The sequence below is a fragment of the Salmonella sp. NW722 genome (assembly GCF_051702785.1).
Classification (GTDB): Bacteria; Pseudomonadota; Gammaproteobacteria; order Enterobacterales; family Enterobacteriaceae; genus Salmonella; species Salmonella enterica.
Window position 1 is genome coordinate 34573 of record NZ_JAMMIN010000002.1, and the last position, 13994, is coordinate 48566.

Annotated in this window: 15 protein-coding genes; 12 read left to right on the top strand and 3 right to left on the bottom strand. The window is 53.3% G+C overall.

Going from position 1 to position 13994, the window contains the following annotated elements:
- The first annotated feature begins 2 nt into the window (after positions 1-2).
- Both aaeB and NA330_RS04475 read left to right on the top strand, forming a co-directional pair.
- Positions 3-1970, top strand: a complete 1968-nt coding sequence (aaeB, locus tag NA330_RS04470; RefSeq protein ID WP_000510913.1) for a p-hydroxybenzoic acid efflux pump subunit AaeB — start codon at positions 3-5, stop codon at positions 1968-1970.
- 171 nt (positions 1971-2141) lie between these two features.
- Positions 2142-2414, top strand: coding sequence for a barstar family protein (locus NA330_RS04475; RefSeq protein WP_001103887.1), 273 nt, complete (start codon positions 2142-2144; stop codon positions 2412-2414).
- A 59-nt stretch (positions 2415-2473) separates the two neighbouring features.
- Here the strand turns inward: NA330_RS04475 and yhcN-B are convergent, their stop codons facing one another.
- The 3 genes from yhcN-B to argR form a co-directional block, all read right to left on the bottom strand.
- The gene (gene yhcN-B / locus NA330_RS04480; RefSeq protein WP_000853277.1) at positions 2474-2740 is read right to left on the bottom strand and encodes a DUF1471 family stress response protein YhcN-B; all 267 of its coding nucleotides are present in this window, start codon (positions 2738-2740) and stop codon (positions 2474-2476) included.
- A 103-nt stretch (positions 2741-2843) separates the two neighbouring features.
- On the bottom strand, positions 2844-3107 hold the full coding sequence (yhcN, locus tag NA330_RS04485) for a peroxide/acid stress response protein YhcN (protein ID WP_000695693.1): 264 nt from the start codon (positions 3105-3107) through the stop codon (positions 2844-2846).
- Between the two features lie 364 nt (positions 3108-3471).
- A complete protein-coding gene (argR, locus tag NA330_RS04490; protein ID WP_001257852.1) occupies positions 3472-3942 on the bottom strand; it encodes a transcriptional regulator ArgR in 471 nt (156 codons plus the stop codon).
- A gap of 414 nt (positions 3943-4356) precedes the next feature.
- Here argR and mdh point away from each other — a divergent pair, with 414 nt between their 5' ends.
- The 10 genes from mdh (at position 4357) to NA330_RS04540 (ending at position 13985) form a co-directional block, all read left to right on the top strand.
- Positions 4357-5295, top strand: a complete 939-nt coding sequence (gene mdh / locus NA330_RS04495; protein ID WP_000861586.1) for a malate dehydrogenase — start codon at positions 4357-4359, stop codon at positions 5293-5295.
- A 119-nt stretch (positions 5296-5414) separates the two neighbouring features.
- Positions 5415-6044 (top strand): GntR family transcriptional regulator, encoded by a 630-nt coding sequence (locus NA330_RS04500; RefSeq protein ID WP_000723776.1) that lies wholly within the window; start codon positions 5415-5417, stop codon positions 6042-6044.
- Positions 6031-6696, top strand: a complete 666-nt coding sequence (locus NA330_RS04505) for a GntR family transcriptional regulator (protein WP_001171581.1) — start codon at positions 6031-6033, stop codon at positions 6694-6696. Before NA330_RS04500 ends, NA330_RS04505 begins: the two co-directional genes overlap by 14 nt.
- 210 nt (positions 6697-6906) lie before the next feature.
- On the top strand, positions 6907-8175 hold the full coding sequence (locus NA330_RS04510; RefSeq protein WP_000433390.1) for an SLC13 family permease: 1269 nt from the start codon (positions 6907-6909) through the stop codon (positions 8173-8175).
- 32 nt (positions 8176-8207) lie between these two features.
- The gene (ttdA, locus tag NA330_RS04515; RefSeq protein WP_000045349.1) at positions 8208-9107 is read left to right on the top strand and encodes a L(+)-tartrate dehydratase subunit alpha; all 900 of its coding nucleotides are present in this window, start codon (positions 8208-8210) and stop codon (positions 9105-9107) included.
- A complete protein-coding gene (gene ttdB, locus NA330_RS04520; RefSeq protein ID WP_000162405.1) occupies positions 9107-9724 on the top strand; it encodes a L(+)-tartrate dehydratase subunit beta in 618 nt (205 codons plus the stop codon). Before ttdA ends, ttdB begins: the two co-directional genes overlap by 1 nt.
- 156 nt (positions 9725-9880) lie before the next feature.
- Positions 9881-10129, top strand: coding sequence for an oxaloacetate decarboxylase subunit gamma (locus NA330_RS04525; RefSeq protein ID WP_023181655.1), 249 nt, complete (start codon positions 9881-9883; stop codon positions 10127-10129).
- A gap of 15 nt (positions 10130-10144) precedes the next feature.
- Positions 10145-11920 carry a sodium-extruding oxaloacetate decarboxylase subunit alpha gene (gene oadA / locus NA330_RS04530; protein ID WP_052894766.1) on the top strand — a complete coding sequence of 592 codons (1776 nt, stop codon included), beginning with the start codon at positions 10145-10147 and terminating at the stop codon, positions 11918-11920.
- A 12-nt stretch (positions 11921-11932) separates the two neighbouring features.
- Complete coding sequence (locus tag NA330_RS04535) at positions 11933-13234, top strand: oxalacetate decarboxylase subunit beta (RefSeq protein WP_191997668.1); 1302 nt, start codon at positions 11933-11935, stop codon at positions 13232-13234.
- 19 nt (positions 13235-13253) lie between these two features.
- Complete coding sequence (locus tag NA330_RS04540; RefSeq protein WP_023241664.1) at positions 13254-13985, top strand: triphosphoribosyl-dephospho-CoA synthase; 732 nt, start codon at positions 13254-13256, stop codon at positions 13983-13985.
- Positions 13986-13994: the final 9 nt, after the last annotated feature.

The following is a 13994-nucleotide window of genomic DNA, read 5'->3' on the forward strand; positions in this document are numbered from 1 at the left end:
TCATGGGCATTTTCTCCATTGCCAACCAGCACATTCGTTTTGCGGTAAAGCTGGCGTGCGCCATTGTGCTGGCATTATTTATCGGCTTCCATTTTCAACTGGAGACGCCGCGTTGGGCGGTGCTGACCGCCGCGATCGTGGCGGCAGGCCCGGCATTTGCCGCCGGCGGGGAACCCTATTCCGGCGCTATCCGTTATCGCGGAATGTTGCGTATTATCGGGACGTTTATTGGCTGTATCGCCGCGCTTATCATTATTATCTCTATGATCCGCGCGCCGCTATTGATGATTCTGGTGTGCTGTGTCTGGGCCGGTTTTTGTACCTGGATCTCCTCTTTAGTAAGGATCGAAAACTCTTATGCGTGGGGACTGTCAGGTTATACTGCGCTGATCATTGTGATTACCATTCAGACGGAGCCGCTGCTCACGCCGCAATTTGCGCTTGAGCGCTGTAGCGAAATCGTCATCGGCATTGGCTGCGCTATTTTAGCGGATCTGCTTTTCTCGCCGCGATCGATAAAGCAGGAGGTTGATCGCGAACTGGACAGTTTACTGGTAGCGCAATATCAGCTAATGCAACTTTGTATTAAGCATGGCGACAGCGAAGAAGTCGACAACGCCTGGGGCGATCTGGTGCGACGCACGGCGGCGCTGGAGGGGATGCGAAGTAATCTGAATATGGAATCTTCGCGCTGGGTACGCGCTAACCGCCGCCTGAAAGCGTTGAATACGCTTTCGCTCACGCTGATTACGCAATCCTGTGAAACTTATCTTATTCAAAACACGCGGCCGGAACTGATTACCGATACATTCCGGGAACTGTTCGAGACGCCGGTTGAAACGGTACAGGACGTCCACAGGCAGTTAAAACGGATGCGGCGTGTCATTGTCTGGACCGGTGAGCGCGAAACGCCCGTCACGCTTTATAGCTGGGTAGGCGCTGCGACGCGCTATCTGCTGCTTAAACGCGGCGTGATCAGCAACACCAAAATCAGCGCGACGGAAGAAGAGATCCTGCAAGGCGAGCCCGTAGTTAAAGTGGAATCCGCTGAACGCCACCATGCGATGGTGAACTTCTGGCGCACCACGCTTTCCTGCATTCTGGGGACATTATTCTGGCTATGGACCGGCTGGACATCGGGTAATGGCGCGATGGTGATGATTGCCGTGGTGACCTCGCTGGCGATGCGTTTACCCAATCCGCGCATGGTCTGCATTGATTTTATTTATGGCACTCTGGCGGCGTTGCCGCTGGGATTGCTCTATTTCCTGGTGATTATTCCCAATACGCAGCAAAGTATGCTGTTGTTATGTTTGAGCCTGGCGGTATTGGGGTTCTTTATCGGCATTGAGGTCCAGAAACGGCGTCTGGGGTCGATGGGGGCGCTGGCCAGTACGATTAACATTATTGTGTTGGATAATCCGATGACGTTCCATTTCAGCCAGTTCCTCGACAGCGCGTTGGGGCAAATTGTCGGCTGTATGCTGGCGTTTATCGTCATCCTGCTGGTGCGTGATAAATCCAAAGATCGAACCGGTCGCGTGCTGCTTAATCAGTTTGTTTCCGCTGCGGTCTCGGCAATGACGACCAACGTGGTACGTCGTAAAGAAAACCGTCTGCCTGCGTTATATCAGCAACTCTTTTTGCTGATGAATAAATTCCCTGGCGATTTGCCGAAGTTTCGCCTGGCGCTAACGATGATCATTGCTCATCAACGTCTGCGCGACGCGCCGATACCGGTTAATGAAGACCTGTCAGTGTTCCACCGCCAGCTTCGTCGTACCGCAGACCATGTTATTTCCGCCGGAAGCGATGATAAACGGCGACGCTACTTTGGTCAGTTGCTGGATGAGCTGGATATCTATCAGGAGAAATTACGTATCTGGGAGGCGCCGCCGCAGGTGACGGAACCGGTTAAACGCCTGACGGGCATGTTACATAAATACCAGAACGCGCTTACCGATAGCTAACCCACAAGAACCGATGCCAAAAGCGTCGGTTTTTTTATGACTATACTTATTTGAGATACAAAAACAGCGCAAGAGTGCTCCGGGGCTAAAAGCGTTTCTGGAAGTTAAACCTCTGCATAATGATGCTTAGTAGTAAAACAGACAATTGTCTGTCGGGGATGGTGGCTGGCTATGAATGTCTATACTTTTGATTTTAATGATATTAAAAACCAAAGCGATTTTTATCGCGAGTTTACGCAGACGTTTGGTCTTGCCAGTGAGAAAGTAAGCGATCTTGATACATTATGGGATGCGGTAATGAGCGATATCTTACCTCTACCGCTAGAGATTGAGTTCGTTCACCTGCCTGATAAACTGCGCAGGCGCTACGGGGCGCTGATTTTACTCTTTGATGAAGCGGAAGAAGAGCTGGAGGGGCGGCTACGGTTTAATGTCCGGCATTGAAAAAGCATAAAAAAGCCCCCGACAGGCGGGGGCAAGTCGTCGGGTTAGACGACGAGGGTTTACTTATACAACTCGGCGGTGGCGTGCCAGTTATCACCTTCTTTTAATTCGATGATGCGATAGCTATTAGCGCCTGCTTTTTCGGCTTTAGCGACGATCTCCTGGCGCATATCCATTGGCGTACTGCCAATCTGCGAGACGGAAATGGTGCCCATCGGTTGCAGATTCTGCGCCTGTTCCGCGTTGACCTGATGTACTGCGGCATTTGCGCCGAAAGAGAGCAGAGTGGCCAGGCCGAGTGATGCGATAATGTATTTCGTTTTCATGGTCTTTTATTCCTTTATAGGGTCAACCTCGCGGATTAATGGGCTTTTCTTATGCGATATCTCCGCGAAGTAACGACACGTTATATGCGATGGCAGGTGAATTTTATTTGTACAGTTCGGCAGTGGCGTGCCAGTTGCTGCCGCTACGCGCTTCGGTAATGTGGTAGGCCGTAGCGCCTTGTTCATCCGCTTTTTTGCTCAGCATGGCGTTCATATCCATAGGCGATGAGCCGATAGCGCTGACTGAAACCGATCCGATTGCTTCACGATTTTGCGCTTGCTCTGCGCTGATAGGTTCTGCGGCGAAAGCGCCAAAAGAGAGAACGGACAGAATACTTAATGTTGCAACAGTGGTTTTGATTTTCATGATTTTTACCTCGTCGAATTCCTTTACTGGGGTCTTTGTTTCGTGACCCTCATCACAAAATTAAGTATACACTAATCACGTGATTAATTAATACCACGCTAATTGTTTCTGCTTTTTAAAGACATTAAAAATTTTATTTTTTATAACGTTATGGAATTAAAATTGCTGTTTTTCGCCGCTGTCATTTAAAAAATGAAATAAAATCAATGACTTAATAAATTTGGCATTTTGTGCGTTTTTTTGATTTGTCATTCATGTGGTGAATGTTTAAGGGCATGATTTGCCAAATGATAGCCGTACAGGAAAGCGGCGAGGGGAGGGGACAAAAAGGTGCCTCCGCCGTACGACGACGGAGGAAGTGGGACTAAAGCTCTTGTTCAAACAGTTCCAGAATGGCTTCGTACAGATCTCTTACGGAAAAGCCGCTGGCAGGCGTAGTGAAGATAGTATCGTCGCCGGCAATCGTACCGAGAATACCTTCTGCTTTCCCCAGTGAATCCAGCAGGCGCGCAATGAGTTGTGCCGCGCCGGGGCTGGTATGAATCACCACGACAGCGTCGTTATAGTCGATATCCAGCACCAGATTTTTCAACGGACTGGATGTTGTTGGGACGCCCAGTTCAGCCGGAAGACAGTACACCATTTCCATTTTTGCGTTACGTGTACGCACTGCGCCGAACTTAGTCAACATGCGCGAGACCTTGGACTGATTGATATTTTCAAAGCCCTGATCCTGCAACGCGAGGACGATTTCGCCCTGTGAGCTGAATTTTTCTTCTTTGAGGAGCGCTTTAAACGCTCTTACTAGTTCTTCTTGTTTAGCCGAGCTTCGCATAAGTCACCCGTAATATGGCGGTAGAAACAACATTATTGTGCATACAGATGAATTTTTATGCAAACAGTCTGCCTTGTTTAAGGCTGAAATAATGTTATGAAAGAGCGGAATTTTATCAAATTTCGTTATCAAGAAACATGCCTGTGTCACGCCTCGCAAATAAGATTAAAAGTAAATTAATTGTTATCAAAATGATGTTGTTTTGAGAGGATAGTAGGGTATATTGTCACCACCTGTAGGAACGTTGCTCTCTGGTTGCAGTCGATCCGGATTACGCAAATTAAATGCATAAAAGCCAAAATTGCGCGACTCCGCATTCTTGATGAGTGAGGATTGTAATCATTGAATTTGTGAATTAAGGTCGCCGCCGCGGAGCAATAGACACTTAGCTAATCATATAATAAGGAGTTTAGGATGAAAGTCGCAGTCCTCGGCGCTGCTGGTGGTATCGGTCAGGCGCTGGCATTACTTTTAAAAAACCAACTGCCTTCAGGTTCAGAACTCTCCCTGTACGACATCGCTCCAGTGACTCCCGGTGTGGCCGTTGATTTGAGCCACATCCCCACCGCTGTAAAAATCAAAGGTTTCTCCGGTGAAGACGCAACCCCGGCGCTTGAAGGCGCTGACGTAGTACTGATTTCTGCGGGTGTGGCGCGTAAGCCGGGTATGGACCGTTCCGACCTGTTTAACGTTAACGCTGGCATCGTGAAAAACCTGGTGCAGCAGATCGCTAAAACCTGCCCGAAAGCGTGCGTGGGCATTATCACCAACCCGGTGAACACCACCGTTGCGATTGCGGCGGAAGTGCTGAAAAAAGCAGGCGTATACGACAAAAACAAACTGTTTGGCGTCACCACGCTGGATATCATCCGCTCTAATACCTTTGTTGCAGAGCTGAAAGGTAAGCTGCCAACGGAAGTTGAAGTTCCGGTGATTGGCGGACACTCCGGCGTGACGATTCTGCCGCTGCTGTCGCAGATTCCAGGCGTAAGTTTTACCGAACAAGAAGCGGCCGAGCTGACTAAACGTATTCAGAACGCCGGTACTGAAGTCGTCGAGGCGAAAGCCGGCGGCGGATCGGCAACCCTCTCTATGGGCCAGGCTGCCGCGCGTTTCGGTCTTTCTCTGGTTCGCGCTCTGCAGGGCGAAAAAGGCGTGGTGGAATGCGCCTATGTGGAAGGCGACGGTCAGTATGCCCGTTTCTTCTCTCAGCCGCTGCTGCTGGGTAAAAACGGTGTAGAAGAGCGTAAATCCATCGGCACACTGAGCGCTTTCGAGCAACATTCGCTGGACGCTATGCTGGATACGCTGAAAAAAGATATTCAGTTGGGTGAAGATTTTATTAATAAATAAGCTGTTCCTGCCCGATGCCGGGGCTTTTGCTCCGGCTTCTTTGACTGTAAACAAGCCACGAAATCAAGTACTAAATCTGCTAAACTCCTCACGTCTTATCGGTTATTAACGAGAACGTCGTGAAAAAGATCCAAAGAACGCAAACCCGCGATCACATTACGCAAATGCTTCGCTATGAAATTCTTTCCGGCAATATAAAAGCGGGAGAAGAACTCGCGCAGGAAAGTATTGCGGAGCAGCTCGGTCTTTCACGAATGCCGGTTCGAGAAGCGCTACAGTCACTCGAACAGGAAGGTTTTTTAATCCGACTGCCCAACAGGCACATGCAGGTCGCGCATCTTGAGGCCGATCGCGTGAGTCATATTTTTCGCGTAATTGCCGCGATGGCCGCCGAAATGTTTTCGCTGATACCCAGCGAAGTAGGCGATGCCCTCCTGATACGTGCGCAAGCGCTGGCTGTCGCAGAAGACAAATCCTGCGAACTGGAGTGTCATGCGATGCTGATTTCTTATGTGAATAACCGCTATCTGGAAAAGGTGTATCAGCAGTTCCTGGACGGTTATGTCTCTTATGTTATTTTGCATCTGAAAAAAGATAATCAGGAGTCGGCGCAGCTTTTCGCTGAACTGGCTGACGTCATACGCCAGGGGCGGCGTGATGAGATTGGGCAAGTTATGCAGCGTTATTTCCTCTCTTTAGCAGAAATAATGCGTCAACATATGAAGGATTGGGAAAGTGCAGAAGCCTAAGTTAGGGAAGATTAAGCTTCTTTCAGCGAAAGAACAGGTCGCGGCAGTGCTGCGTAAAGCGATTCTTTCGAGGGAGTTAGTGGAAGGGCAGGAGATTACGTTAGAAGGCATTGCCGGAATGGTCGGCGTGTCCAGTATGCCAGTGCGCGAGGCGTTTCAGATTCTGGCGGCGGATGGGCTGATAAAAGTGCGCCCTAATAAAGGGGCGGTGGTGTTGGGCATCAATGAACAAACGATCCGTGAACACTATGAAATTCGCGCGCTGTTAGAAAGTGAGGCGGTGGCTAAAGCTTCTCGTCCTGGCACCGATATCTCGCGGATAGCCCAGGTGCATTATGCCGCTGAAAAGGCTCTCGCGGAAAATAACTCGGCGGAATACTCCGACCTGAATCAGGCATTTCATATGGAAATATGGAATGTTGCTGGCAACGAAAAAATGAAAATGTTGCTCTGTAATATGTGGAACGGCCTGTCGATGGGCCATAAGGTCACCGAAGAAGAGTATGCCGTGATTTCCATTCAGGAACATAAAAGTATTCTGCAAGCTCTTGAACTTCATGATGAAACATTGGCACGCCAGCGCATGCGCGAACACATTATTCGCTCGATGGAGAATATGCTGACCCGCTATGTTGGTGACCCTTCTGCCTGATCTTTTCGCCTGCGTGAGCATCGCAGGCGCTTCAACCAATTCTTCAATTCTATTAATCACGTCCAGTAACGATCTAACCACGATCTTGATGTAGATCCCACTCCTGCATCTTTCCTGAGAAACGATTTGACTTAGTTTTTGTATGGGAATAATTTCTCCCTGTCAACATTGGATACAATATCATATATCATTGATTGGATAATTATAAATATGGAACCCATTACCCTTACCTTATGTTTATTGGTGTTCGCTATCGTCATGTTTGTATGGGAAAAAGTGCCACTGGCCGTCACTTCCATGATTGTCTGCGTGGCCTTAGTGATCACCGGAGTTCTGAATATCAAACAGGCCTTTGCTGGCTTTATCGACACTAACGTCATCCTCTTTGTCGCGATGTTCATCGTGGGGGGCGCGTTGTTCGAGACCGGTATGGCAAACAAAGTGGGCGGCGTCATCACGCGCTTCGCGAAAACAGAAAAACAGCTGATCTTCACCATTATGGTGGTGGTGGGTTTGATGTCTGGCGTCCTCTCTAACACCGGTACCGCTGCGGTTTTGATTCCGGTGGTGATCGGCGTGGCGGCAAAATCGGGCTTCTCGCGTTCTCGTCTACTGATGCCGCTGGTTTTCGCCGCTGCGTTGGGCGGTAACCTGTCGTTAATTGGCGCGCCGGGAAATCTTATCGCGCAGTCTGCGCTACAGAATATTGGCGGCGGCTTTGGCTTTTTTGAATACGCAAAAATCGGTCTCCCGATGCTCATCTGCGGCATTCTCTACTTCCTGACTATTGGCTATCGCTTTCTGCCGAATAATGCGACCGGCGGTGAGGTGGGGAGCGTCGGGGAGCAACGTGACTACAGCCATGTTCCACAGTGGAAACAACGGCTCTCACTCGTGGTGTTGATCGCAACGATCCTCGGCATGATCTTTGAGAAGAAGATCGGTGTCAGCCTGGCCGTGACCGGTTGTATTGGCGCTCTTGTGCTGGTAGTAAGCGGCGTACTCACGGAAAAACAGGCCTATAAAGCCATTGATTCACAGACTATTTTTATCTTTGGCGGCACACTGGCGCTGGCAAAAGCGCTGGAAATGACCGGGGCAGGCAAGCTGGTTGCGGACTATGTAATCGGCATGCTGGGGCAAAACTCCTCACCGTTCATGTTGCTGATCGCCGTTTTCGCCTTATCCGTTGTGATGACCAACTTTATGTCCAATACCGCAACGACAGCGCTATTGGTGCCGGTGAGTTTGTCCATTGCCGCAGGCATGGGGGCCGACCCGCGTGCGGTTCTGATGGCGACGGTCATTGGCGGTTCCTGCGCCTACGCAACCCCTATCGGTATGCCTGCCAACATGATGGTGCTCTCCGCGGGTGGCTATAAATTTGTCGACTACGCTAAGGCCGGTATCCCCCTGATTATCGTTTCAACCATTGTCAGCTTGATCCTGCTGCCAATCCTTTTCCCTTTTCATCCGTAATTAACGGAAGCTGTTCTGACTAAGGAGCATTTATGAGCAAAAGTGAACAGATATCCCATATGACCGACGTTATGGCCAAGTTTGTGGGATATACCGGCAAAGTTTTGCCTGATGATGTCACTGCAAAACTGGAAGATTTGCATAAGAAAGAGACCAGTAAACTGGCCGACGTCATCTTTACTACCATGATTGAGAACCAGCGTCTGGCGAAAGAGCTGGATCGGCCTTCCTGCCAGGACACCGGTGTCATTCAGTTTCTGGTGGAGTGCGGGACGAACTTTCCGCTGATTGGCGAGCTGGAAGCGTTGTTGCGTGAGGCGGTGATCAAAGCAACTGTAGATTCTCCGCTGCGCCACAACAGCGTAGAAACTTTTGATGAATACAACACCGGTAAAAACGTGGGTAAAGGCACGCCGACGGTCTTCTGGGAGATCGTTCCCAATTCCGATCAGTGCAGCATTTATACCTATATGGCGGGCGGTGGTTGTTCTCTGCCGGGGAAAGCGATGGTGCTGATGCCGGGTGCAGGCTATGAAGGTGTGACCCGCTTTGTTCTGGATGTGATGACCAGCTACGGCCTCAACGCGTGTCCGCCGCTGCTGGTTGGCGTGGGCGTAGCGACCTCTGTTGAAACGGCGGCACTGCTATCGAAAAAAGCGCTGATGCGTCCGATCGGTTCGCATAACGAGAATGAGCGTGCAGCCTCGCTGGAAAAAATGCTGGAAGACGGCATTAACAAAATTGGCCTGGGGCCGCAGGGGATGTCCGGTAATACCTCCGTTATGGGCGTGAACATTGAAAACACCGCGCGTCATCCTTCTACCATCGGCGTGGCGGTAAACGTCGGCTGCTGGTCGCACCGTAAAGGGCATATCGTTTTCGATAAAGATTTGAATTACACCATTACGTCTCACAGCGGAGTGAATTTCTGATGACTAAAAAAATCCTGACTACGCCAATTAAAGATGAAGATTTAGCGGATATTAAGGCTGGCGATATTATTTATCTCAACGGTCATATTGTTACCTGCCGTGACGTAGCCCATCGCCGTTTAATTGAAGGTGGTCGCGAACTTCCGGTAGATGTTCGCGGCGGCGCTATTTTACACGCTGGCCCCATTGTCCGCCCAATTAAAGGCGAAGACGATAAGTTTGAAATGGTCTCCGTTGGACCAACCACCAGCATGCGTATGGAGAAATTCGAAAAAGAATTTATTGCGCAGACCGGCGTGAAATTAATTGTGGGTAAAGGCGGTATGGGTAAAGGTACCGAAGAGGGCTGTGCTGAACACAAAGCGCTGCACTGCGTATTCCCTGCCGGTTGTGCGGTTGTAGCCGCCGTGTGCGTGGAAGAAATTGAAGATGCCCAATGGCGCGATCTGGGGATGCCGGAAACGCTGTGGGTCTGTCGGGTTAAAGAGTTTGGCCCGCTGATTGTTTCTATTGATACCCATGGGAATAATCTGTTTGAACAGAACAAAATTATTTTTAATCAGCGTAAAGAGATCGTCGCTGATGAAATATGCCAGAACGTAAGTTTCATCAAATAAACCTGATTACGTAAATTGCACGATAATGGTGGTAATACGTTATGACGATAATAATAACCAAGGGCTCTGGCCGGGGGCGGCTCAGGGAAATCCACCCTTATTATTTCATCGTCATAAATAGCCCCATTATCGTGCCTCCTGCCTGAAGGCTATTTTATGACTAATGCAGCTCTGCTATTAGGTGAAGGCTTCACCCTGATGTTCCTCGGCATGGGGTTCGTGCTGGCGTTTCTGTTCCTGCTGATTTTCGCCATTCAGGGCATGTCCGCCGCCGTCAACCGCTTCTTCCCTGAACCGGTCCCGGTACCGAAGGCGGCACCTGCCGCCGCGCCCGCGGACGACTTCGCCCGCTTAAAGCCGGTGATTGCCGCCGCTATCCACCACCATCGCCGCCTTAACCCTTAATTCACGGAGGAATCCATGACCGTTGCCATTACCGATGTCGTCCTGCGCGACGCCCACCAGTCCCTGTTCGCCACCCGCCTGCGCCTTGACGACATGCTGCCGATTGCCGCCCAGCTTGATGACGTGGGCTACGGCTCGCTGGAGTGCTGGGGCGGCGCCACCTTTGACGCCTGCATCCGTTTCCTCGGCGAAGACCCGTGGCTGCGCCTGCGCGAGCTCAAAAAAGCCATGCCCAAAACCCCGCTGCAGATGCTGCTGCGCGGCCAGAACCTGCTCGGCTACCGCCACTACGCCGATGACGTGGTGGAACGCTTCGTCGAACGCGCGGTGAAAAACGGCATGGACGTGTTCCGCGTCTTCGATGCCATGAACGACCCGCGCAATATGAAAGCCGCCCTGCAGGCGGTGCGCAGCCACGGCGCCCACGCCCAGGGCACGCTGAGCTATACCACCAGCCCGGCGCACACGCTGCAGACCTGGCTGGATTTAACCGAACAGCTGCTGGAAACCGGCGTCGACTCGATTGCCATCAAGGATATGTCCGGCATTCTCACACCGATGGCGGCGTATGAGCTGGTCAGCGAAATCAAAAAACGTTTTGAGGTGCGCCTGCACCTGCACTGTCATGCCACCACCGGGATGGCGGAGATGGCCCTGCTGAAGGCCATCGAGGCGGGCGTTGACGGCGTCGACACGGCGATTTCCTCCATGAGCGCCACCTACGGCCACCCGGCCACCGAGGCGCTGGTGGCGACGTTGGCAGGTACTGAGCACGACACCGGGCTGGATATCCTGAAGCTGGAGAGCATCGCGGCGTACTTCCGCGAGGTGCGCAAAAAGTATCACGCCTTTGAAGGCCAGCTGAAGGGCTACGACAGCCGTATTCTGGTGGCCCAGGTGCCGGGCGGGATGCTGACCAACCTCGAAAGCCAGCTGAAGCAGCAGAACGCGGCGGACAAACTCGACCAGGTGCTGGCGGAAATCCCCCGCGTGCGCGAGGACCTCGGCTTCATCCCGCTGGTGACCCCCACCTCACAGATTGTCGGCACCCAGGCGGTGCTCAACGTCCTGACCGGCGAGCGCTACAAAACCATCGCGAAGGAAACCGCTGGCATTCTGAAAGGCGAATACGGCCACACCCCGGTGCCGGTGAACGCTGCGTTACAGGCCCGCGTGCTGGACGGGGGCGCTCCGGTGACCTGCCGCCCGGCGGACCTGCTGAAGCCGGAGCTGGCTGAACTGGAAGCGGACGTCAGGCGCCAGGCGCAGGAGAAGGGGATTACTCTGGCGGGAAACGCCATCGACGACGTGCTCACCGTGGCGCTGTTCCCGCAGATTGGCCTCAAATTCCTTGAGAACCGCCATAACCCGGCGGCGTTTGAGCCGGTACCGCAGGCGGAAGCCGCGCAGCCGGTGGCAAAAGCAGAGAAGCCTGCCGCCTCCGGTATCTACACCGTGGAAGTGGAAGGCAAAGCCTTTGTGGTGAAGGTCAGCGACGGCGGCGATATCAGCCAGCTTACTACGGCTGTTCCGGCGGCCTCTTCCGCACCGGTTCAGGCTGCCGCTCCCGCAGGCGCCGGCACCCCGGTCACCGCGCCGCTGGCGGGGAATATCTGGAAGGTGATTGCCGCTGAAGGCCAGACGGTGGCCGAAGGTGATGTGCTGCTGATTCTGGAAGCCATGAAAATGGAAACCGAAATCCGCGCCGCGCAGGCCGGGACGGTACGCGGTATCGCGGTGAAGTCCGGGGACGCGGTCTCTGTGGGCGACACCCTGATGACGCTGGCGTAACGGAGAACTGAAATGGAAAGTCTGAACGCCCTGCTTCAGGGCATGGGGCTGATGCACCTTGGCGCAGGCCAGGCCATCATGCTGCTGGTCAGCCTGCTGCTGCTGTGGCTGGCGATTGCGAAAAAGTTCGAACCGTTACTGTTGCTGCCGATTGGCTTCGGCGGTCTGCTGTCGAACATCCCGGAAGCGGGTATGGCGCTGACCGCGCTGGAGAGCCTGCTGGCCCATCACGACGCCGGGCAGCTGGCGGTGATTGCCGCGAAGCTCAACTGTACGCCGGACGTGCACGCCATTAAAGAGGCATTAGCGCTGGCGCTGCCGTCGGTGCAGAGCCAGATGGAGAACCTGGCGGTGGACATGGGCTACACGCCGGGGGTGCTGGCGCTGTTCTATAAAGTGGCGATTGGCTCCGGTGTCGCGCCGCTGGTCATCTTCATGGGCGTCGGCGCGATGACCGACTTCGGCCCGCTGCTGGCGAATCCGCGCACCCTGCTGCTCGGCGCGGCGGCGCAGTTCGGCATCTTCGCCACCGTGCTGGGGGCGCTGACGCTGAATTACTTCGGCCTGATTGCCTTCACCCTGCCGCAGGCGGCGGCGATAGGCATTATCGGCGGCGCGGACGGCCCGACGGCGATTTATCTGTCGGGCAAGCTGGCGCCGGAGCTGCTGGGGGCCATCGCGGTGGCGGCGTACTCGTATATGGCGCTGGTGCCGTTAATCCAGCCGCCGATTATGAAGGCGCTGACCACGGAGACGGAGCGGAAAATCCGCATGGTGCAGCTGCGCACGGTGAGTAAGCGGGAAAAAATCCTCTTTCCGGTGGTGCTGTTACTACTGGTGGCGCTGCTGCTGCCGGACGCCGCGCCGCTGCTGGGGATGTTCTGCTTTGGCAATCTGATGCGTGAAAGCGGCGTGGTGGAGCGTCTGAGCGACACGGTGCAGAACGGGCTGATTAATATCGTGACCATCTTCCTCGGGCTGTCGGTGGGCGCGAAGCTGGTCGCGGATAAGTTCCTGCAGCCGCAGACGCTGGGCATTCTGCTGCTGGGTGTGATTGCCTTTGGTATCGGGACGGCGGCCGGGGTGCTGATGGCGAAGCTGCTGAACCTGTGCAGTAAGAACAAAATCAACCCGCTTATCGGTTCGGCGGGGGTGTCGGCGGTGCCGATGGCAGCCAGGGTGTCAAACAAGGTGGGCCTGGAGTCGGACGCGCAGAACTTCCTGCTGATGCACGCGATGGGCCCGAACGTGGCGGGGGTTATCGGTTCGGCCATTGCGGCGGGCGTGATGCTCAAGTACGTGCTGGCAATGTAATCCAATCTAATCGGGAGCAGTGATTCTGCTCCCGCCAAATGAGGACACAGTAATGAGTGAAATGGTTGCGTTTCGGCAAGGTACATCCATGCCATCCAGAGAAACCATCTTGCGTTATGTTGTTGAGACGGTGAATCAGATAACTGAGCTTGAGCCAGCGCTGCATTTGCTGCCGTGGTCTGGCGTCAACTCAGCAATATATGAGCAACGTTTTGCACAGTGTTACGACGAGGGGCTTTGTGCCGCACAGACGTCGGCACCGAATGTTCCGCAGGGGATTCTGCCATCGACCGATTGGGCTCAGGGTATCGGGTTACTCTGTTTTGCCGCAGGGTATATGAGCGCAGGCGAGCGGCCATTAACACACAATCAGTTATGCGATTTCGTCAAACAGGCGGCTGTTGGTTTATCGCCGATTGAGGGGGAGGCGGCGAGCGGTTTCTCGACGGTACGTAGTATTGCATTACCCGTATTCAGGCGATTACAACGCGATGGTCACGCGTCTCGGATCCTGCTGTTACAAACGTTGCTGCATCTGGTTGCCTGGAAAAGCGCATCGCAGTATGCGCGTCAACAGGCGCAACGACTGCTCTGGATGGGCGGCATTCTGGGGGAAGGGGGGGAGCATAGCCTGCTTGCACTGGATAAGGCGCTGCGTGAAGAGGCCGTTGGGGAAAAGAGTTTCCCCGCTCTGCTGATCTTCACGAGTTTCCTGGCGCATTTTCCGGCAGGGCCAGTCTTCATTGACTAGCCGTCGAAC

Coding starts and splice junctions, on each gene's coding strand:
- NA330_RS04535 (WP_191997668.1), top strand. CDS start 11,933: ATGGAAAGTCTGAACGCCCTGCTTCAGGGCATGGGGCTGATGCACCTT.
- yhcN-B (WP_000853277.1), bottom strand. CDS start 2,740: ATGAAAACGAAATACATTATCGCATCACTCGGCCTGGCCACTCTGCTC.
- aaeB (WP_000510913.1), top strand. CDS start 3: ATGGGCATTTTCTCCATTGCCAACCAGCACATTCGTTTTGCGGTAAAG.
- NA330_RS04510 (WP_000433390.1), top strand. CDS start 6,907: ATGGAACCCATTACCCTTACCTTATGTTTATTGGTGTTCGCTATCGTC.
- NA330_RS04475 (WP_001103887.1), top strand. CDS start 2,142: ATGAATGTCTATACTTTTGATTTTAATGATATTAAAAACCAAAGCGAT.
- NA330_RS04525 (WP_023181655.1), top strand. CDS start 9,881: ATGACTAATGCAGCTCTGCTATTAGGTGAAGGCTTCACCCTGATGTTC.
- ttdB (WP_000162405.1), top strand. CDS start 9,107: ATGACTAAAAAAATCCTGACTACGCCAATTAAAGATGAAGATTTAGCG.
- oadA (WP_052894766.1), top strand. CDS start 10,145: ATGACCGTTGCCATTACCGATGTCGTCCTGCGCGACGCCCACCAGTCC.
- yhcN (WP_000695693.1), bottom strand. CDS start 3,107: ATGAAAATCAAAACCACTGTTGCAACATTAAGTATTCTGTCCGTTCTC.
- ttdA (WP_000045349.1), top strand. CDS start 8,208: ATGAGCAAAAGTGAACAGATATCCCATATGACCGACGTTATGGCCAAG.
- argR (WP_001257852.1), bottom strand. CDS start 3,942: ATGCGAAGCTCGGCTAAACAAGAAGAACTAGTAAGAGCGTTTAAAGCG.
- mdh (WP_000861586.1), top strand. CDS start 4,357: ATGAAAGTCGCAGTCCTCGGCGCTGCTGGTGGTATCGGTCAGGCGCTG.